17 protein-coding genes are annotated in these 17,586 nt (G+C 58.2%); 7 read left to right on the plus strand and 10 right to left on the minus strand.

What is annotated here, in order from left to right:
* Window positions 1–105: 105 nt before the first annotated feature.
* Complete coding sequence (locus KGA81_RS07990; protein WP_102670283.1) at window positions 106–801, plus strand: pirin family protein; 696 nt, start codon at window positions 106–108, stop codon at window positions 799–801.
* Window positions 802–974: 173 nt separating this feature from the next.
* Here KGA81_RS07990 and pgm read toward each other — a convergent pair whose 3' ends face one another.
* From pgm to KGA81_RS08010, 4 genes are all read right to left on the minus strand, one after another.
* Window positions 975–2,621 carry a phosphoglucomutase (alpha-D-glucose-1,6-bisphosphate-dependent) gene (gene pgm, locus KGA81_RS07995; protein ID WP_223545337.1) on the minus strand — a complete coding sequence of 549 codons (1,647 nt, stop codon included), beginning with the start codon at window positions 2,619–2,621 and terminating at the stop codon, window positions 975–977.
* A 115-nt stretch (window positions 2,622–2,736) separates the two neighbouring features.
* Window positions 2,737–4,137 (minus strand): PLP-dependent aminotransferase family protein, encoded by a 1,401-nt coding sequence (locus KGA81_RS08000; protein WP_223545338.1) that lies wholly within the window; start codon window positions 4,135–4,137, stop codon window positions 2,737–2,739.
* Between the two features lie 39 nt (window positions 4,138–4,176).
* The gene (locus KGA81_RS08005; RefSeq protein ID WP_223545339.1) at window positions 4,177–5,667 is read right to left on the minus strand and encodes a hypothetical protein; all 1,491 of its coding nucleotides are present in this window, start codon (window positions 5,665–5,667) and stop codon (window positions 4,177–4,179) included.
* Between the two features lie 564 nt (window positions 5,668–6,231).
* The gene (locus KGA81_RS08010) at window positions 6,232–7,254 is read right to left on the minus strand and encodes a zinc-dependent alcohol dehydrogenase family protein (RefSeq protein ID WP_223545340.1); all 1,023 of its coding nucleotides are present in this window, start codon (window positions 7,252–7,254) and stop codon (window positions 6,232–6,234) included.
* A 269-nt stretch (window positions 7,255–7,523) separates the two neighbouring features.
* Here KGA81_RS08010 and KGA81_RS08015 point away from each other — a divergent pair, with 269 nt between their 5' ends.
* The 3 genes from KGA81_RS08015 to KGA81_RS08025 all read left to right on the plus strand — a co-directional run bounded on the left by KGA81_RS08015 (window position 7,524) and on the right by KGA81_RS08025 (window position 9,454).
* A complete protein-coding gene (locus KGA81_RS08015; RefSeq protein WP_223545342.1) occupies window positions 7,524–8,438 on the plus strand; it encodes a LysR family transcriptional regulator in 915 nt (304 codons plus the stop codon).
* Between the two features lie 366 nt (window positions 8,439–8,804).
* Window positions 8,805–9,095 carry a type II toxin-antitoxin system ParD family antitoxin gene (locus tag KGA81_RS08020; RefSeq protein WP_223545343.1) on the plus strand — a complete coding sequence of 97 codons (291 nt, stop codon included), beginning with the start codon at window positions 8,805–8,807 and terminating at the stop codon, window positions 9,093–9,095.
* A 2-nt stretch (window positions 9,096–9,097) separates the two neighbouring features.
* Window positions 9,098–9,454, plus strand: coding sequence for a type II toxin-antitoxin system RelE/ParE family toxin (locus KGA81_RS08025; RefSeq protein WP_223545344.1), 357 nt, complete (start codon window positions 9,098–9,100; stop codon window positions 9,452–9,454).
* A 316-nt stretch (window positions 9,455–9,770) separates the two neighbouring features.
* Here the strand turns inward: KGA81_RS08025 and KGA81_RS08030 are convergent, their stop codons facing one another.
* Window positions 9,771–11,057 (minus strand): type II toxin-antitoxin system HipA family toxin, encoded by a 1,287-nt coding sequence (locus tag KGA81_RS08030; protein ID WP_223545345.1) that lies wholly within the window; start codon window positions 11,055–11,057, stop codon window positions 9,771–9,773.
* A complete protein-coding gene (locus tag KGA81_RS08035; protein ID WP_223545346.1) occupies window positions 11,050–11,367 on the minus strand; it encodes a helix-turn-helix domain-containing protein in 318 nt (105 codons plus the stop codon). The genes KGA81_RS08030 and KGA81_RS08035 overlap by 8 nt, the downstream gene beginning before the upstream one ends.
* Window positions 11,368–11,748: 381 nt before the next feature.
* On the opposite strand from KGA81_RS08035, the gene KGA81_RS08040 reads away from it, so the two are divergent.
* Together KGA81_RS08040 and KGA81_RS08045 are read left to right on the plus strand one after the other, a co-directional pair.
* Window positions 11,749–12,066, plus strand: coding sequence for a type II toxin-antitoxin system PrlF family antitoxin (locus KGA81_RS08040; protein ID WP_223545347.1), 318 nt, complete (start codon window positions 11,749–11,751; stop codon window positions 12,064–12,066).
* A complete protein-coding gene (locus KGA81_RS08045) occupies window positions 12,063–12,536 on the plus strand; it encodes a type II toxin-antitoxin system YhaV family toxin (protein WP_223545349.1) in 474 nt (157 codons plus the stop codon). The genes KGA81_RS08040 and KGA81_RS08045 overlap by 4 nt, the downstream gene beginning before the upstream one ends.
* 334 nt (window positions 12,537–12,870) lie before the next feature.
* On the opposite strand, the gene KGA81_RS08050 is transcribed toward KGA81_RS08045, so the two are convergent.
* The 4 genes from KGA81_RS08050 to KGA81_RS08065 form a co-directional block, all read right to left on the minus strand.
* The gene (locus tag KGA81_RS08050; protein WP_317850777.1) at window positions 12,871–13,248 is read right to left on the minus strand and encodes a fe2+ zn2+ uptake regulation protein; all 378 of its coding nucleotides are present in this window, start codon (window positions 13,246–13,248) and stop codon (window positions 12,871–12,873) included.
* 69 nt (window positions 13,249–13,317) lie between these two features.
* Window positions 13,318–15,558, minus strand: coding sequence for a TonB-dependent receptor (locus KGA81_RS08055; RefSeq protein ID WP_223545353.1), 2,241 nt, complete (start codon window positions 15,556–15,558; stop codon window positions 13,318–13,320).
* A 110-nt stretch (window positions 15,559–15,668) separates the two neighbouring features.
* Window positions 15,669–16,070 carry a ParB N-terminal domain-containing protein gene (locus KGA81_RS08060; protein ID WP_223545354.1) on the minus strand — a complete coding sequence of 134 codons (402 nt, stop codon included), beginning with the start codon at window positions 16,068–16,070 and terminating at the stop codon, window positions 15,669–15,671.
* Window positions 16,071–16,096: 26 nt separating this feature from the next.
* Window positions 16,097–16,987, minus strand: coding sequence for an HpcH/HpaI aldolase/citrate lyase family protein (locus tag KGA81_RS08065; protein WP_223545356.1), 891 nt, complete (start codon window positions 16,985–16,987; stop codon window positions 16,097–16,099).
* Between the two features lie 27 nt (window positions 16,988–17,014).
* On the opposite strand from KGA81_RS08065, the gene KGA81_RS08070 reads away from it, so the two are divergent.
* Window positions 17,015–17,326 carry a hypothetical protein gene (locus KGA81_RS08070; RefSeq protein WP_223545357.1) on the plus strand — a complete coding sequence of 104 codons (312 nt, stop codon included), beginning with the start codon at window positions 17,015–17,017 and terminating at the stop codon, window positions 17,324–17,326.
* Window positions 17,327–17,586 lie beyond the last annotated feature (260 nt).

Consider the following 17,586-nt stretch of genomic DNA (forward strand, 5'->3'; position numbering starts at 1 on the left):
CTTTTTATCGATCATTGCCTGTCGGATGATGGCCGTCATCACTCACCGGTCTCGCTTCGTGGCTCAGGCACCTTGCCCCATGACGAACCTTTTCTGGAGACGATCATGCTTGAACTCAGACCTTTCAACTCGCTCGGCGGCGCTCACCACGGCTGGCTGGATGCTCACCATCATTTTTCGTTCGCCGAGTACTACGATCCCAAGCGTATGAACTGGGGCAACCTGCGGGTCTGGAATGACGACGTGATCGCCCCCGGCACCGGTTTCCCGCAACACCCGCACCGGGACATGGAAATCATCACCTATGTCCGCGAAGGCGCCATCACCCACCAGGACAACCTTGGCAACAAGGGCCGCACCGAAGCCGGCGACGTCCAGGTCATGAGCGCAGGCACCGGGATCGCCCACAGCGAGTACAACCTGGAAGCGACGCCGACCAGGATTTTCCAGATATGGATCATCCCGAACGAATCCGGCCTGGCCCCTTCCTGGGGCGCCAAGCCGTTCCCGAAAGGCAATCGCGAAGGTTTTGTCACCCTGGCCAGCGGCAAGGAAGGTGACGACCAGAGTTTGCGTATCCGCGCCGATGCCCGACTGGTAGCCGCCAATCTGAAGGCCGGCGAGTCTGCCGAATACCATTTGGACAACGGTCGTCGCGCCTACCTGGTGCCGGCCACCGGGGTCATTGAAGTCAATGGGTTGCGTGCACAAGCTCGAGATGGTGTCGCGGTTGCCGATGAGCAGGTGCTGCGGGTGACGGCCATCGAGGACAGCGAGATTGTTCTGGTGGATCTGGCCTGATCGGGCAGATAGCGGATAAAAACAGGGCGGCCATGTTGGTCGCCCCATTTTTTTCAGGGTTCACGCGACCCATGTAGGAGCTGGCTTGCCAGCGAAGGCGTCATCAGCCTCAACATCCATGCTGACTGAAACATTGCTTTCGCTGGCAAGCCAGTTCCTACAGGGTTGCGTCTTTATTTGGCGGAAATGGCACCATCGACCAGCGTTTGCGCTTCGGCCACCAGTTGCTTGAGGTGATCGTCGCTGACAAAGCTTTCGGCGTAGATCTTGTAGATGTCTTCCGTGCCCGACGGACGCGCTGCGAACCAGCCGTTTTCGGTCATGACTTTAAGACCGCCAATGGCCTGGTCATTGCCCGGCGCATGGCTGAGGATGCTCTGGATCGGTTCGCCGGCCAGTTCGGTCGATGTGACCTGTTGCGGCGACAGCTTGCTCAACAGCGCTTTCTGCTCCGGGTTGGCCTTGGCGTCGACCCGCACCGAGAACGGCTCACCCAGCTCATTGGTCAAGGCACGATACGCCTGGCTCGGGTCGCGACCGGTCCGGGCAGTCATCTCGGCGGCCAGCAGGGCCGGAATCAGACCGTCCTTGTCGGTGCACCAGACGCTGCCGTCCTTGCGCAGGAACGAGGCACCGGCGCTTTCTTCACCACCGAAACCGAGGGAGCCATCGAACAGGCCGTCGGCAAACCATTTGAAACCAACCGGCACTTCGTACAGGCGACGACCCAGGCGCCTGGCCACGCGGTCGATCAAGCCGCTGCTGACCACGGTTTTACCCACAGCCGCATCGGCACGCCATTGCGGACGATTCTGGAACAGGTAGTCGATGGCCACGGCGAGGTAGTTGTTCGGCGCAAGCAAACCACCGGACGGCGTGACGATGCCATGGCGGTCGTGGTCCGGGTCGCAGGCAAACGCCACGTCGAAACGTTCTTTCAGGCCGATCAGGCCTTGCATGGCGTGGCCGGACGATGGGTCCATGCGGATCTGGCCGTCCCAGTCGACGGTCATGAATCGGAAGGTCGGGTCGACCTCTTTGTTCACCACATCCAGGTCCAGACGATAATGCTCGGCAATCGCCGACCAGTAGCGCACCCCCGCTCCACCCAGCGGATCGACACCCAGGCGCAACTTGGCATCGCGGATGGCATCGAAGTCGATCACGTTGATCAGGTCGGCGACATAGGTGTTGAGGTAATCGTGACGATGGGTGGTGCTGGCCTTCAGTGCCTGCTCGTAGCTGATGCGCTTGACGCCAGCGAGCTTGTTGGCCAGCAGTTCGTTGGCTTTGGCTTCGATCCACTTGGTGATGTGGGTATCGGCCGGACCACCGTTGGTTGGGTTGTACTTGTAACCACCGCTTTGCGGCGGATTGTGGGACGGCGTGATGACAATGCCGTCCGCCAGGCCGCTGGTGCGACCACGGTTGTAGCAGAGGATCGCATGGGAAATGGCCGGCGTCGGCGTGTACTCGTCGCCAGCGGCGATCATCGCCGTCACGCCATTGGCGGCCAGTACTTCGAGGGCGCTGGCGCCGGCCGGCGTGGACAGCGCGTGGGTGTCGATGCCGACAAACAGCGGGCCATCGATGCCTTGAGCTTCGCGATACAGGCAGATCGCCTGGCTGATCGCCAGCACGTGCCATTCGTTGAAACTCAAGTCGAACGAGCTGCCGCGGTGCCCGGACGTGCCGAAGGCAACGCGCTGGGTCGAAATCGCAGCATCAGGCTGGCCGGTGTAATAGGCCGTTACCAGTCGCGGGATATCGACCAACAATTCTGTCGGTGCCGGTTTACCCGCAAAAGGACTGAGTGTCATGCAAAACCTCTGGAATAGAGTGGTCAGGAATTGGGTCGCAGTTTACTGGCAGTTCGACCGCAACGCGATGGGATCGATCCAATAGAATGAAGGGTGTTATTTTTTGTCTCATCACTCACTCGATCGATTCCAGACGCAGCGCATCCCCCAACAAGCCCAGAGCGGCAGCCAGGTTGTGATCACCACCGAAGGTATGACTCAGACGCAAATGCTGCCCGTGCAGCCCCTGGAGGCTGAACAGTTCCCCCGGCGCGATGACCACCTGATGCGCCAGCAGGCGCTGGAACACACGGCGTACGTTGACCCGACGCAACGAACGCACCCAGATCGTTGCACCGCCGTGCGGCTCGACGAAATGCAAGGCATCTCCCAATCGCTCCTGCAACAACAGGGTCATTTGGCTCTTGCGTTCCTTGAGTAGCCGTCGCAGCACCAGCAGGTGTTGATCGATGCGACCGCTGCTGTACAAGCGGGCAATGGCTTTCTGGCGGATCGGCGAGAGACGAAAGGAGCGCAGCAGAAAGTGCCGTTGCAACTCAGCGCTCAAATGCCTTGAAAGCAGGTAGCCGTAGGGCGCTTCCGGACCGATGATTTTCTCGAACGTGGAAAACACCATCAGCCGCTCAGGGTCCAGCAAGTCGCGAAAGCGCACAGCTGCAAGGTCGAATCCGAGTTCGCCATAACAGTCGTTTTCCAGCACCCAGCTGTCATGCGCGGCCAACAGCCGGGCAATGGCCTGCCTGTTTTCGTCAGACGCCAGGCTGCCACGGGGCATGTTCAGGGCCGACGACAGCATCACCAGCATGACCGGTTCGGTATCCAGCAGCGTTTTGAGCCGTTGCGGATCCAGGCAACCATCGGCTTGCACGGGCAACTCGATCACCCGCACGCAGGCGGCTTGAAACAGACGCAGGATCGTCCAGTCGCACGGCGATTCGACCACCACGGTGGCATCTTTCAAGCCCAGCACGGCGATCAGGATTTCCAGTACGCCGCGAAGGTCGGCGCCGATGTAGACATCATCGGCATGCCAGTAACGCATCGGAGACGTGGTGTAGCGTGCAGCCAGGGCGGTGCGCAATTCGAGCTCGCCACAGGGTTGCGAAGACGACTGCGGCTGGCGGGGATACTGGCGCAGCAACTCTCGCTCCAGCAGCAACAAAGGACTGTCGAGCGGCTGCAACAAGGCCGGTTCATCGGCGCTCAAGACCAGCATCCCGGGACGCCTGGCATTGACGTAGACGGCTTCCAGCAGGTCGCTGCCACTGTCCAGCAGGTTGATTGAAGACACTGGCAACGCGTAGTAACCGGACTTGGCCACCGAATAGACGCGCCCTTCTTTTTCCAGCAACGAATAGGCGTACTGAATGGTCGAGATGGACACATTGAGGCGCTCGGCCAGTTGCCGCAACGACGGCAGGCGGATGGGTGAATCCCCTTCAGACTCGTTGATCAGGCTGGCCAAGTATCGATACACCGCCTGATAGGCGAAATCCGTTTCTCGTTGACCTTTCATGGGTGAAGGCCGGCCGCACAGGCTGAAAATCCGTCCACGTCAGTGACCCGCCGACCATTCATCCACCAGCGTGATATCAGCGTCAGGATCCCCCGGCGAATTTTGCAACGCGGCGGTCTGGAACAGTGCTTGCGGCGCCCCACCAGCGCGCCCTGGCGCCCACTCCATGCGATAAAGCCGGCCAATCAGGCTGACGGGCAATCCGCTGACATCCATCATCCATTGCATGACCTGTTCGGCGACCGGGTGCCCCTGCATGGCCCGGTGCAACTCGGGCATGGCCACCAGCATGCCCGGATGACACTGACGCAGAAAACGCTCGAGCCCCGCACCTCTTTCGATAAATGGCGCAAAAAGCAGGCACACCAGTTGTGCTTCGCTCAGGCCCAGGTCCCTTTGCGCCTCGGCCGCTGCCCGGGCGCGCAGTTCGCTCAGTGTCGCCGGATTACCGAAAACCTTGATGGCCTGCTCGCACAAACGCTCAGGCACGCGCTTGCGGCGCATCATCACCAAGGCGCGTTGCAGGTATTGCGCAACGCCGGACTCGTAATCGCGACCCTGCACGAAGCTCGCCTGCAACCCCTGCACGTGTGCCGAAATCGACGGGCTGACGAATTCGTTGTCACTGATCTGCGCGAACAGTTCGTCAGGCTGGAATCGGAGAAACTCCGTCAGCAACGGCCAGCGCTCTTCCAGGTTACTGATCAGCAAGTCGTGAATATCGATGCAAGCCGTACGACGACAGGTCTCAAAGCGCTCTTGTGGACGCCACCGGGCCTGGCCGTAATCGGCGTAGAACGCGTTATAGCAGTCGCTGCCCAGTTCATCGAGCAGCGCAAACAACCCCGAAAAACCGGCCTCGCCCCCGTGTGAAGGCGTGAGCCCTGCCTTGGTGGCGGCACGTTTCAAACCGTCGATGAACTGCTTTTGCTGACGCAACGTGTCAGCGATGAGCAAGGCGTCCACACCACCGTCCCAGCGGGCGATTTGCCCGTAGAACTCTCCCGTGGCCAGATAACCGTCATCCCACAGGTCGAACCCGCCGCGCCACGCCCGGCGATGGCCGATCATCAACAGGTTCAGGCGGCTGGACTCGCGACCTGCGTCGGAGATCCGCGTCAGGTGGTTGAACGGCAAGACTTCGCGATCATCGACCATCAACACCTCGACCCGGGGATCGTCATAGACAAACAATGCGCTGTTGGTCCGGTGCATGTTCTCCACGGCGGCGCAGCTTGCCCCGTTCAACCGCAACGAGGCGATGCGCAACTGGAATGTCGCCGGTGTCCGCGTGGCGATGATCAACTGCGCCGCACGCAACAATGCCAGGGTGTAGCAGTTGTCGCGAGTGCCGGACTGGATCGCCAATACCTTGTAATCGCCAATGCGCGCCATGCCCCCCGCCGCTACCGCCAGGCGCTGAATCAACAATTGCAATGCGGTGCGTTCGGCACGGGAGAAATACCCCAGCAATCGCTGCAGCACTTGTTGGTAGACATAATTCATCGCTTGGTCATGGATGCTGGTCATCTTTGTTTACCTGATACTCGTAAGTTCAATATCGCGCAGACAGCAAATCCCGTTGGACTGTCTGCACGTATGGCGTCATGGGCTGTATTGCCAAATGCTAGCACTTGAATTTTCTGGTGATCACTTGAAACGCTCGTAGCGCCCCCTCGGCTTAACGACGCAGACGAAGCTGTAGCTCCCGCCTGGCAAGGGTTTGCTCGATTCAAATCGCAGTCCTAGGAAACTTCCGACAATGTCCCACAGACACTTAATACAAGAAATAAGGAAGGAAGTTGTCGCTGTCTCTTTGGCAACTACGCAACGACACACTAGTTTGGAGATGTACACCGACGGCGCACATTGAAAAGTTCCAGTCTGACACCCAGCCATGACTCATTCCTTGAGATGAAAGTAATCATTCAATTATCAGGGCTTAGTGGCTGATTAGAAGCTACAGATTACGAGCAAAAACCAGTTCAGTTGCTGGACCGGCCTGCGGATCGACGGATTTCGGGGACTGGCGCACGAACGAAAGAGTCCGTGTGGGCACGGACTCTTGGGGGGGGGGGGCTATTGCGGAGGTTGTTATGCCGGTTCGACCTGCAGCGCGACCCTTTCGCGACACGGGCATTCGTCCATGTAGCGGTGCGCTTCGACAAACTCGGCAAACGGGAAGACCCGAGTCTTGAGCGGCAGCAGAACGCGGTCGGCGGTCATCTGATTGATGTCGCGCAAGGCACGTTGCAGTGCGACCTGGTCCTGGGTGATGCCCAGTTCCGGCTTGCCAGTGAAGTTACCGATGCAGTGTACGAAGAACTGAATGTTCTTCTGGAACGCTGCGCAGGCCGGAAAAGGCGTCTGGTTGCCGCCTTGCAGGCCGTACAGCACCAGACTGCCGCGAGGTGCCAACACATCGCCAAGCAACGACATCTGCGGACCGCCCAAACCATCGAATACCACATCCACGCCGCGGTTATCGGTGATCTTGTTGACTCGTACCAGCAGATCTTCTTCCTCGGTGACGATGACTTTTTCGGCACCCAGTGACAGCAGATACTCACGCTCGTCTGCTGACTTGGTCGCGGCGATCACGCGAACACCCAAGGCCTTGCCCAGTTGTACGAACGAAGGTCCGGCGCAATGACTGGCGTCGGTCACCAGGGCAAATTGCCCGGGTTTGACCCGTGCCAGATCCGCATAAGCGAAATAGGCAACCAACAACGGCGTGTAGTGCACGCTGGCTTCAATCGGGCTGAGCACATCCGGGTAGCGGGTCAGTGCCGAGCGCGGCAGCACGATCAGCTCGCCGTAGACCGGGTAATCGTTCGGGCTTTCGGCCGGGAAACTGGCAACCTTGTCACCGACGGCCAGGTCTTCCACGCCATCGCCGACGGCGGTGACGATACCGGCCATTTCATGACCAAGGCCTGAAGGCAGACGAGCGTGGGACGAGGCCAGGTTCTGGCGCCAAAGAATGTCATACCAACTGATGCCGATCGCTTCGACGCGCACCTGCACTTCGCCCGGTGCAGGCAGAGCCGCCGCATGCTCTTCGCATTTGAGCACCTCGGCTGAACCAAACTTGTGAAAACGAATCGTGCGGGACATCGCAAACCTCGCCAATTGAACCTCTAATGCCTTGAACTCTAGCTGGGCTTTCAACCCAACACTATCTGTGGCTATTAATAGTCGACATGCCTGTCATTGATTCCGCGGCGGCGGCAATATCGTGAAATTTCATAGGAAACTGAAGCCGCCTTTGCAGGAAATCTGAATTACCCGGTGCAGAGTACCAGCCTTTCCCCGTAATATTCCTGCTGGCCATTGTTCTCATATGGCCGCTCACGTCAAGTTTGCTGACTCTGCCAGGACTCCAGATGAATCGTAATGATCTGCGTCGTGTCGACCTGAACCTGTTGATCGTTTTCGAAACATTGATGCATGAACGCAGCGTGACCCGTGCTGCGGAAAAACTGTTCCTCGGCCAGCCGGCCATCAGTGCGGCGCTCTCGCGCCTGCGCGGCTTGTTCGATGACCCTTTGTTTGTGCGTACCGGCCGCAGCATGGAGCCGTCCGCCCGGGCGATCGAGATTTTCGCCCTGTTGTCGCCGGCACTGGATTCGATTTCCACCGCGGTCAGCCGTGCGGCCGAGTTCGATCCTGCCACAAGTACCGCGGTGTTCCGCATCGGCCTTTCGGACGATGTCGAGTTCGCCTTGCTGCCCATGCTGCTCAAGCGCCTGCGTGCCGAATCGCCGGGGATTGTGCTGGTGGTGCGCAGGGTCAACTACATCCTGATGCCGGGGATGCTGGCGTCCGGGGAAATTTCCATCGGCGTCAGCTACACCACCGACCTGCCGGCCAACGCCAAACGCAAGGTACTACGCCGCAGCCAGCCGAAGCTATTGCGCGCCGACACCGTGCCGGGGCCGCTGAGCCTGGACGATTACTGCGCACGCCCCCATGCACTGGTGTCGTTCGCCGGCGACCTCAGCGGTTTTATCGATGAAGAGCTGGAAAAACTCGGGCGCAAACGTCATGTAGTGCTCGCCGTGCCGCAGTTCAACGGGTTGAGCACCCTGCTCGCAGGCACTGACATCGTGGCTACGGTGCCGGACTACACGGCCGATGCACTGACTGCCGCCGGCGGTGTACGGGCAGAGGACCCGCCGTTGCCGGTGCGCAGCTTTGAACTGCATATGGCCTGGCGCGGGTCGCAGGATAACGATCCGGGGGAGCGCTGGCTGCGCTCGCGGATTCAGATGTTTTTTGGGGATCCGGACAGTCTTTAAGGCGCCTTGGCGAGACATCATCAGGGTTGGGTCTCGATGCTCAAACTAACCCACTAACCGAGCTGCAAAGCTCAACGAAGGGCCGAAAACCACTCAATGTGGTGAGTAGGTTCTCCGGTGGTGGTCGTGCCAGAGTTCAGGCGAGCTGAAAATCCGACTTTTTCAACAGAAACGACGCCGCTCCTGCGATAGCCTTTTTTTGACTTTGTGCGCATGTAGTCCGGGTTAGCACGAGGCTCGGCGCAAAGGATGCCCCCCGTACGACGCAGTTCGTCAGATTCAAATCCCAAACCATGTGTTCGCAAGCGAAATGGCATAATATGCCAATGATCGGAAGAAACTGTTTACCGAAAGCTGGAGTTTATTATGGCAACGCGAAACGTTGTGCTCACCCCTCACCAGGAACAGGTTATCCAGGATCTGGTGCAATCCGGCCGTTATCAGAATGCCAGCGAAGTGATGCGGGAAGGTTTGCGGCTATTGGAACAACGCGTCGCCGAAGACACCGCCAAAGTTGAGGCACTGCGTCAGGCGACCTCGATCGGCATCATGGATCTTGAGCACGGGCGCTTTACTCAGTTGAGCGAAAGGGATCTGGAGCACTACCTCGAGGGCTTGAGCCTGGAGGCCACCCTCCCCGCGAGAGGCAAACACTGAGTATGCCGCAGTATCGGATTACCAACGCGGCGCGCGCCGACATTGTCGACATCCTCAGGCTCTCCCAGACGCAGTTCGGCGATCAAGCACGCCAGCGCTACCAGGCGCTGATCCTCGCGGCGCTGCAAGCGGTTGCCGACACGCCTTATCGCATTGGCAGCCACGACCGCGATGAGCTCGCACCGGGCCTTCGCAGCTATCACCTCATCTATGCACGCCAGCAGGCCAAACAGACCCATGGAGCGGTCAAAAGCCCACGCCACATCGTGTTCTATCGTATGGCAAACGACAACGTGATCGAGATCGTTCGACTCCTTCATGACGCCATGGAAGTGCAGTTGCATTTGCATAATGACTGATCAGCGACCTGGCCCAACGGCTTAACTGGCCAGGAATAGCGAAGTCCGTCGGAGATTGCCATTCGCGATCACCCGCACACTCGGTACGAATGGGGGCAAAAGTGGGGGCAAACAAAAGTGTTATCGACCTAAAAATATTGTCCTAGAGCCAAGTCAAAATGTTCTTCGGCGATCCTGACAGTCTCTAGGCTTCGTCGGGCAGGCCGTTCATCTGATCATTTCTGCCTTTTGATAGAACAAACACCGACAGCACAGGACCCTATGTGCTCGAAGCACACGGCAGCTTCGATTATGAGAGTCGCCGTTGCTCCGATCTTCAACGGCGACCGCTGCCCGCATGATCGTGGTGTAATCGAGCTACGTTCTGATCGATGCGGCCTTGGATCGTGCGCAAGGTGTCTCGAGTAATCGCCTGTGGGTATAGGTTCTCGGCGATGCTTGCAAACCGGCTCGCCACATCACAAATGCCGTCAATCGTTCTGCCTGCAACGTCCGGGGGCACCTCGGCTTCCTCGGCAAGCCGAAGCATTTGCGTGCGGGAAATCGACAGGGCTTCCCCCATCACATCCATCTGGTGATATCCACCTGGCCCCTCGCAGAAGGTCACGTCGTAAGCCGGCGATAGTCTCCACTGACCGTTTTGCGACATGATGTAGGCGAAGTTCTTGGGATGATCGTCTCTGTTGTTGAACGCAACATTGAAGACGGCACGTTCGAAGGCCATCGCCATCTCTCGCACGTCGTTCGTACACATCTGTGTTGCCCGCAAGAAGTTGACGTAGTCCAACACCCCCGGAGACCGGTAATTTGCCCCCGTAAAGGCCGCGAGGCTTTGCATGGGTGCGCGCAGACCATCCCGACGGTCGAATCGCTTACTGGCAAACGCTGCCAACCCATTAGGCAGACTGAAATACTGCGTGTCAGGGGTCTCGATACCGCACATGCGCAGGCATTCGGCGTAGACCATTTCGATGGCGCACACCTCGGCATCTTCTTCTTTGGCCGGGAACTTCATCAACCATGCTTCAAAGCCCGCCTTAACAGCAGTGGTAAACTCGCCAGTTTCGGGATCGCGATAGACGAGGGCTTTAGGCCTTGCACCTTGAGGCGAACCGCCCACCAGCAGCAACGTCTGCAGGAACTCGCCACCGTCTCCATGGAGCACTTCCTGCACTTGGGCGGCAAGCTGTTCCAGCGGGATGTGGACTTCAGACTCCTGACCTTCGGGTGCCACGGGCTCAAACGTCATGGCCCCCATCGCATTGCTACCGATGTAGGCCAGCCGTTCCAGTGAGCCGATGCGTGCCGTGGTGAGCCCGCGGCGCCTGAACATACGGTCCATCAGCAACATGCCCCACCCATCCGGCAACGAGTCGTAAACAGGCCCAGGCAAGTACAGTTGGTGGTCTGGAAAATCTCGGCGCAACTGAGCCCCCTCCAACGGCAGCGTGTAGGAGGACAGTTCCAAGCCCCTTTGCCTGGCTTCATTGCTGTACTCGAACACGGTCAGCGGGCGACCGGTCAGGGCGGTCGTGGAGACCAGCGTGCCCCATTGCCATCGCTCACCCCAGCCCTCGTAGAAGACGTTCACCTGCTCAAGCATTGCCGGACTTCCTCTTTGTACGAAGACGATTGGCGCTATTTTCGTAGCGCCGAATATCCTCGATGCTGTCCAGCTTTGGCAGGAACAGGCCTTCGAGTTCCTTGGTTCGGCCAAGGGCCATCGCCACCCGGACCACGTTCTCGAACCCGACATTGCGCCCGGCTTCAAGGTTGGACACGGTGTTGGTGCCGATGCCGGCACGCCCGGCCAATTCGGCTTGTGTCATGTCCAGCGCCAAACGCTCTGTGCGCAAGCGATCGCAGAGGCGCTTGACGACCTCACTCGGCTTGCTGAAGCTTAAATCCAACATAGTGTGTACCCAGCCCACTCTGTGCCAGTTAATTCACAAAATTATAGAATTAACGCCAAGTCCTATCAAGTTACGTAACTCCCTGATTTTGTGCCTTATCACTTTTTTTCTGGATTTAGCCACAATTTACTGGACTTACCTATCATCAAACCCAAGGGAAGGCCGCCCCGGCGAGCTAACTATTGGCGGCCGTTCAGAATCGTATTGTTAGTGAAGACCTGGCTTCCACCCGAATCCAGTCGGTAGAGCATGGTGAAACCAAATAGCTGAGCAGAAAGTTACAGAGTCTCTACCTGGCCGGTGCTTGATCAGCAGATAATCCAGATTGACCAAGTAAGGAATATTCCTTACAATCTGACTTCCTTTTTCGGAAGAACCCTCATGCCTGCCATTCATGAAATCGCCACGCTGACCTCCAAGGGCCAGGTAACGCTTCCCAAATCCGTTCGGCAGCTACTGGGCCTGGATACCGGTGGCAAGATCGCATTTGACGTGCGCGGGGGTGAAGTGGTGGTCAGTCGTGTGGACACTGTCCACGAAGACCCTGCCATCGGTGCATTCCTGGTCTTGCTGGAGGCCGACATTCGAAGCGGACGAAACATTACCGCACTGCCAGAAGATCTGACGCAGACCATGCTCGCCAACGCGGGCCACAGTGTGAATCTGGATGAAGAGATTGACGGTGAGATCGCGCTTTGAGGCAGCGACATGGCTGGACATTGTTGTTCCATGAAGGTGTGATCGTACAGCTACGAAAACTGCAAGAGGCTGTCGCCCGGGCTGAACAGAACGACCCGCAAGGCTTTGAAAGCAATGCCAACGTCAAGTTGTTCCGGGCCTTGAGTCATCTGATCATGGATGGCGTACCCAGCGATCCTGGACGGGATGAGTTCCGCCAAGGCAATACGCTTGGAACAGCTTATCGCCATTGGCGGCGGGCAAAGATCGGTAGGCGGTTTCGGCTGTTCTTTCGCTACGACTCGAAGTCCAGGGTTATCGTCTATGCATGGGTCAACGACGAACACACCTTGAGGTCGGCAGGCAGTAAATCCGATCCATATGCCGTGTTCGAAAAGATGTTGGGCCGGGGCAACCCTCCCGATGACTGGGATGCATTGATCACAGCCACGCGAAGCGACTGGAGCGAGTCCAGAACCCCTGATTCTTGATCGTTCTTGCGCACAAACCACCAAGACAGCACTACCCGCTCATCGGGCTCACTTGGGGGCATAACTGGGGGAAAATTTCATTTTTTTCTGCCTAGACCTACCACTCTAGAGCCCAGTCAAAATGTTTTTCGGCTTGCCTGAGAGTCTTTAAAGGGGATGGTATTTCACTTTCATGGGTTCGCACCTTGAGCGCGCATTCAGGCTCAGGCATGACGACACATGTCGCGGGTGAGTCATGACAAGTGTTGAAGCCCGTAAACGCCTCGACACTTGTCACTGTTCAAACCTGAATCATTCGAGGGCCGCGACGAAAGCAGCCAATCGTTAACACCTTTCAGCCATCCGGATGCTGCTTCAGCAGCGCCCAGGCTTCGTCGGTGATCCGGTAGCTCTTGTCGGCCTGAAGCAGAATCACGCCCTCGTCGCACAGGCGCTTGAGCACTTCGCGCACACTGACAAATGCCATCCCGGCAGACAGCGACACCAGATAGGCATGCACCTCACTGACACCAACGACACGCCCATTCAAAGTGGCGGCGACCAGCGCATTGAGCACCTTGAAGCGGATCAGACTGGTGCGCAGCCCATAGAAACGAAGCAATTCACGGATGTGTTCATTCGAGCTGCGATCACATACGAACGCCAGCTGATTGGTCGCGGTCCGAAGCGATGAAGGTGCGCTTACAGCCGCTGAGCCTGAGTTGTTCAACATGCGAATACTCCCTTTCCTGATGTTCAAATGCGGCTGCCACGTCTGCCGTAGTAACCCTTCCCTTCTTCGTCAGAAGTCCACGGTGGCCGACAACTGCAAGGTCCGCGGATAACCCGGGGAGAATGCGCCGTACGAGGCAACGCCCGACCAGTACTCACGATCAAACACGTTCTGCACGGTGGCGCGGAATGTCGTCGGCCGACCTTCGATCCTGGTGGCATAACGCGCGCCGACATCGAAACGGGTCCAGGCGTCCAGCTCCTGCGTATTGGCCTGATTGACGAATTGGCTGTCGGTGTAGATGGCACCACCGGTCAGAGTGAAACCTTCAAGCCATGGTGTATCCCATTCGGCCCAGAAGTTGGCTTGCACGTCCGGCACACCCACCGGTTTGTTGCCGCGGTTGGCCGCCGTCGCCGAATCGGTCAACTCGCCGTCAAGCACAGTCACACCCCCCATCAAGCGTGTGCCTGGCGCGACTTCGCCGAACAGGCTCAACTCGATGCCCCGGTTGCGTTGTTCGGCCTGCACCGAGAACACATTGCCGGCACCGATTTCACCACTCGGCTTCTCGATCTGGAACAACGCCAGGGTGGTCATGAACGTACCGAGCTCATATTTGACGCCGAGTTCATGCTGCTTCGATGTGTACGGGGCGAACGCCTCACCAGCGTTGGCCGCCGTGCCTGGTGCGATGTCTCCTTTGCTCAAGCCTTCAACATAATTGTAATAGAGCGAGACATCTTCCCAAGGCTTGACCACCACGCCGACCAGTGGAGTCGTGGCACTGTCGTGGTATTTCGAGCTGACCGAACCTGCAGCATTGTAGTTGCGTGATTCGATGTCCTGGCGACGCACACCGAGGGTCAACTGAAAGCGGTCATCGAGCATGGACAACGTGTCGGTCAACGCGATGCCGGACAGATCCGATTCGGAAATGCGCAGCACCTTCGGCGAATTGATGAATTGCTCGGGCACATCGATCGGGTGGTAAATGTTCGAACGGATTTCGGTGCCGTTGTTGATCCCTCGGGACAGTTCATCCTGGTACCGGGTCGCCATCAGCGTGGTCGTATGGGTGATCGAACCTGTAGCGAACACGCCGCGGATGCCGACATCGGCCGTCGAACGATCGACGTTGAATTTGTAGTAACCCGGAATGCTGCTGGTATCGCCGGCCTCATTGAGGATTCTCGGCACCTGGTCAGACAACCGCTTGACGTCCGATTTGCCGCCACCGGCATGGGCAAACACGGTAACCGTGTCAGTCAGGTCATATTCGCCCCCCAGCAAGGCCGACTGCTCTTTGGTGTCCGACCAGCCCCAGTCTTGCGGCAGGTTGGTACGACCATTGGGCGCGGACGGGACATCAATGCCAGGCGCGACAGTGAATGGCCTCGACGGTGCATCGAAGCTTTCTTTCTGACTGATGTAATCAAGGTTCAAGCGCAAGCGCTCGCCGCGATAATCAAGGGCGATGGCGCCGATACCAAGGTCGCGGTGCTGATCATCAATGGCCGTATCACCGCCCTGCAGGTTGCCGTTGAAGCGCACGCCAAACTGGTTTTCCGAACCGAAGCGACGACTGAGATCCAGATGACCGCCGACCTGGGAATCCGAGGCGTAAGTGCCGGTGAAACGGGTCAGGTCTTCATCCAGCGGGCGCTTGGGAACGATGTTGATCACGCCACCGACGCCACTGTTGGGCGAGATGCCGTACATCAGCGCGCCCGGCCCTTTGAGCACTTCGACACGTTCGGCGTACTCGGTGAATACGCGGTAGTTGGGTGCCACGCCATACACGCCATCGAACGCCAGTTCGCCCAGATTGCCTTCACCGACCGGAAAGCCACGGATGAAAAACGAGTCGACGATGCCGCCCGTCTGACCGGTGGAGCGCACCGAAGGATCACGTTCCAGTGCATCGGCCACGGTTACCGTTTGCAGGTCGGCCAAGGTCTTGGCGGTGTAACTGGTCACGCTGAACGGGGTGTCCATCACGTCCTTGTTGCCCAGCATGCCCAGGCGGGCTCCGCGCGCCACCTGGCCACCGGCGAACGCTTGCGGCAATGAGGTCGCGCCGTTGTAACGGGCGTTGATGTTGGTGGTGCCGAGGGTCAGCGTATCCGTGGCGTCATCGGTCGGCGTCGCAGCCGAAAAGTTCGAGGTGTTGTCGGCGGCAACGGCTTGTTGCTCAGGGCTGGCGGCCCAGGTGTTGGCGCTTCCTGCGACCAAAACAAAATTCAGCATGGCGGTACGAATGGCGAGTGTTAACACGCGCTCACCGCAAGGACGACTGACAACAGGCATGACGTGAGGATCCTATTCATCAAGAGAAAATGGTAATCACTCCTATTGCCAGTCGATCTGCGAAAAAGTATCAACCTCAGTAAAGTTTTTTTGCTTTTGTGCAGCCAAGGTCAGGCATACAAGTGCTCCAGCGGTATCGCGACCACTGGCAACGCTGGGTCAAACGCGTGCCGGGTGGTCTTGTACGCAAAGATCTCGCCGCGGGCGATGGTGGTGAAAATCCGCGCCACTTCGAACGCCTGCCCGGTCTGCCAATGCCGTACACACACCCGCGGATCGGTGTAATCGAGCTGGATGCACGGCACTCGCTTCAAGCCCAACTGCAATGCCGCGCTGAGCCGGTGATTGCCGTCCATCACGATGCCTCGCGAGCGCTCGACGATGATCGGCTCCAGCCAATGCCCGGCCCGGATAATCGACTCGCGCAGCATCGTCACGTTGGCCGGGTCGACCTGCTCCGATTGCAGCACTTTGCAGAGCGGCCGCAGCTCAATGTGATAACCGTATTCCATGGTTGATCTCCTGTTTCGCCGGGGACTCAGCAGGCATCTGCGCGGACAATCGGCGCGTATTGGCCGGCCACATCGAGCAGGCGCTGGGCGTGTTCGATCAGCGGCAAGTCGACCATCTCGCCATCCACTTGCACCGCATGACTGCCGGTGGCCACCGCCCTCATCACCCGATCGGCCCACGCCAATTGGCGCGAATCAGGCAGGAAAGCGCGCTGCACTGTGGCCAGTTGCGATGGATGGATGCACAGCTTGGCGCCGAAGCCCAGCGAGCGCGCGTAATGCGAGTCCTTGGCGACCACCGCCAAATCGCTGATCGCCGGGGTGACGCCGTCGATCGGTGATGGCAAATCCGCCGTGCGCGAAGCCAGCACGATACGGTTGCGGGCGAACACAAACGCCTCGGGAATCTGGCTGCAGTTGATGTCCAGGGAGAAATCCAGCGAGCCGAACGCCAGCCGCGTCAGCCCCGCAATTGCGGCAATCGATTCGACCAGTTGCAGGCCTTTGGCGGTCTCGATGATGGCAACGATCTTCAGTTCCGGTTGCCACTCCAGCAGGCGCTCGACCACCCGCGTCAGCGCCTCGGGGCATTCGGCCTTGGGCAGGAAAATCCCGCTGCAACGCTTTGGGTAGCGCATGTCGCTGAGCCAGGTCAGGTCCTGGCGCAACAGCGAACTGCTCACGCTGTTCAGGCGGATGTAACGTTCACAGGCGCCGCTCGGCGTAGCCTCTTGCCAGGCCCAAATGGCGGCGCGTGCGGCGGCTTTGCTGTCCGGATGAACGGCGTCTTCGAGATCGAGGATGATCGCGTCCGCCCCTGCTTCGACGGCTTTGGAAAACCGCTCGGGACGGTTGCCCGGCACGAACAGGTAGCTGATCGCAAGTGGGGTTTTGCTGTTGAGTCGGTCGGATTGCATGGTGTTGCTCCTTGGCGTGAACCAGTCGTGATTTCTGAAAATTTTCAGGCCCCTTCAGCGGCAGATTTGCATGCTGTTCCGGGGTTTCTCGCAACAGCCCTTAACGCCTTATTGTTCAAGGAATTAAGGGGATTTTTATCTCGGGGCGAACGAGTCCTTGAGCGTGTAAAAACACGTTCATGCGTTCGCGTTGAGCAGGTATTCATTCAAAAATATTTGAAAATCTTACTTGATAATAGTTCTCGTTCGCAATATTGTTCACGCCGCCAAGAGGAACTATCCTCGCTTCAAAGCAAGTCATCAGTATCTCGGGAAGTACCTGTCAGTGATGTCATTTGAATGTCAGTCACGGGTATTTACAGGGGATTGGCCCTCAACTAGTGGCCACTTAACACGTCCGTACAAACCTTATGGAATGGGGTTCTCATGCAATTGTTTTGTGAGCCATTTATTACGATCAGCGCTTCGAACCCCGACCCGTATTTCGCCTGGCATCCGCCTCCAAATTGTTTAGACCTCGTATCTGACGAGCAAAAAGACTGCATACATCGATAACGCTTAGTTATCGAAACATCAATGGCGACGTCATTTACGAGGCC

The sequence above is a fragment of the Pseudomonas sp. A-B-19 genome (assembly GCF_019947515.1).
Taxonomy (GTDB): domain Bacteria; phylum Pseudomonadota; class Gammaproteobacteria; order Pseudomonadales; family Pseudomonadaceae; genus Aquipseudomonas.

Bases quoted from the DNA above. Each gene is read 5' to 3' on its own strand.
- KGA81_RS07990 (WP_102670283.1), top strand. From the start codon at position 106: ATGCTTGAACTCAGACCTTTCAACTCGCTCGGCGGCGCTCACCACGGC.
- pgm (WP_223545337.1), bottom strand. From the start codon at position 2,621: ATGACACTCAGTCCTTTTGCGGGTAAACCGGCACCGACAGAATTGTTG.
- KGA81_RS08000 (WP_223545338.1), bottom strand. From the start codon at position 4,137: ATGAAAGGTCAACGAGAAACGGATTTCGCCTATCAGGCGGTGTATCGA.
- KGA81_RS08005 (WP_223545339.1), bottom strand. From the start codon at position 5,667: ATGACCAGCATCCATGACCAAGCGATGAATTATGTCTACCAACAAGTG.
- KGA81_RS08010 (WP_223545340.1), bottom strand. From the start codon at position 7,254: ATGTCCCGCACGATTCGTTTTCACAAGTTTGGTTCAGCCGAGGTGCTC.
- KGA81_RS08015 (WP_223545342.1), top strand. From the start codon at position 7,524: ATGAATCGTAATGATCTGCGTCGTGTCGACCTGAACCTGTTGATCGTT.
- KGA81_RS08020 (WP_223545343.1), top strand. From the start codon at position 8,805: ATGGCAACGCGAAACGTTGTGCTCACCCCTCACCAGGAACAGGTTATC.
- KGA81_RS08025 (WP_223545344.1), top strand. From the start codon at position 9,098: ATGCCGCAGTATCGGATTACCAACGCGGCGCGCGCCGACATTGTCGAC.
- KGA81_RS08030 (WP_223545345.1), bottom strand. From the start codon at position 11,057: ATGCTTGAGCAGGTGAACGTCTTCTACGAGGGCTGGGGTGAGCGATGG.
- KGA81_RS08035 (WP_223545346.1), bottom strand. From the start codon at position 11,367: ATGTTGGATTTAAGCTTCAGCAAGCCGAGTGAGGTCGTCAAGCGCCTC.
- KGA81_RS08040 (WP_223545347.1), top strand. From the start codon at position 11,749: ATGCCTGCCATTCATGAAATCGCCACGCTGACCTCCAAGGGCCAGGTA.
- KGA81_RS08050 (WP_317850777.1), bottom strand. From the start codon at position 13,248: ATGTTGAACAACTCAGGCTCAGCGGCTGTAAGCGCACCTTCATCGCTT.
- KGA81_RS08055 (WP_223545353.1), bottom strand. From the start codon at position 15,558: ATGCCTGTTGTCAGTCGTCCTTGCGGTGAGCGCGTGTTAACACTCGCC.
- KGA81_RS08060 (WP_223545354.1), bottom strand. From the start codon at position 16,070: ATGGAATACGGTTATCACATTGAGCTGCGGCCGCTCTGCAAAGTGCTG.
- KGA81_RS08065 (WP_223545356.1), bottom strand. From the start codon at position 16,987: ATGCAATCCGACCGACTCAACAGCAAAACCCCACTTGCGATCAGCTAC.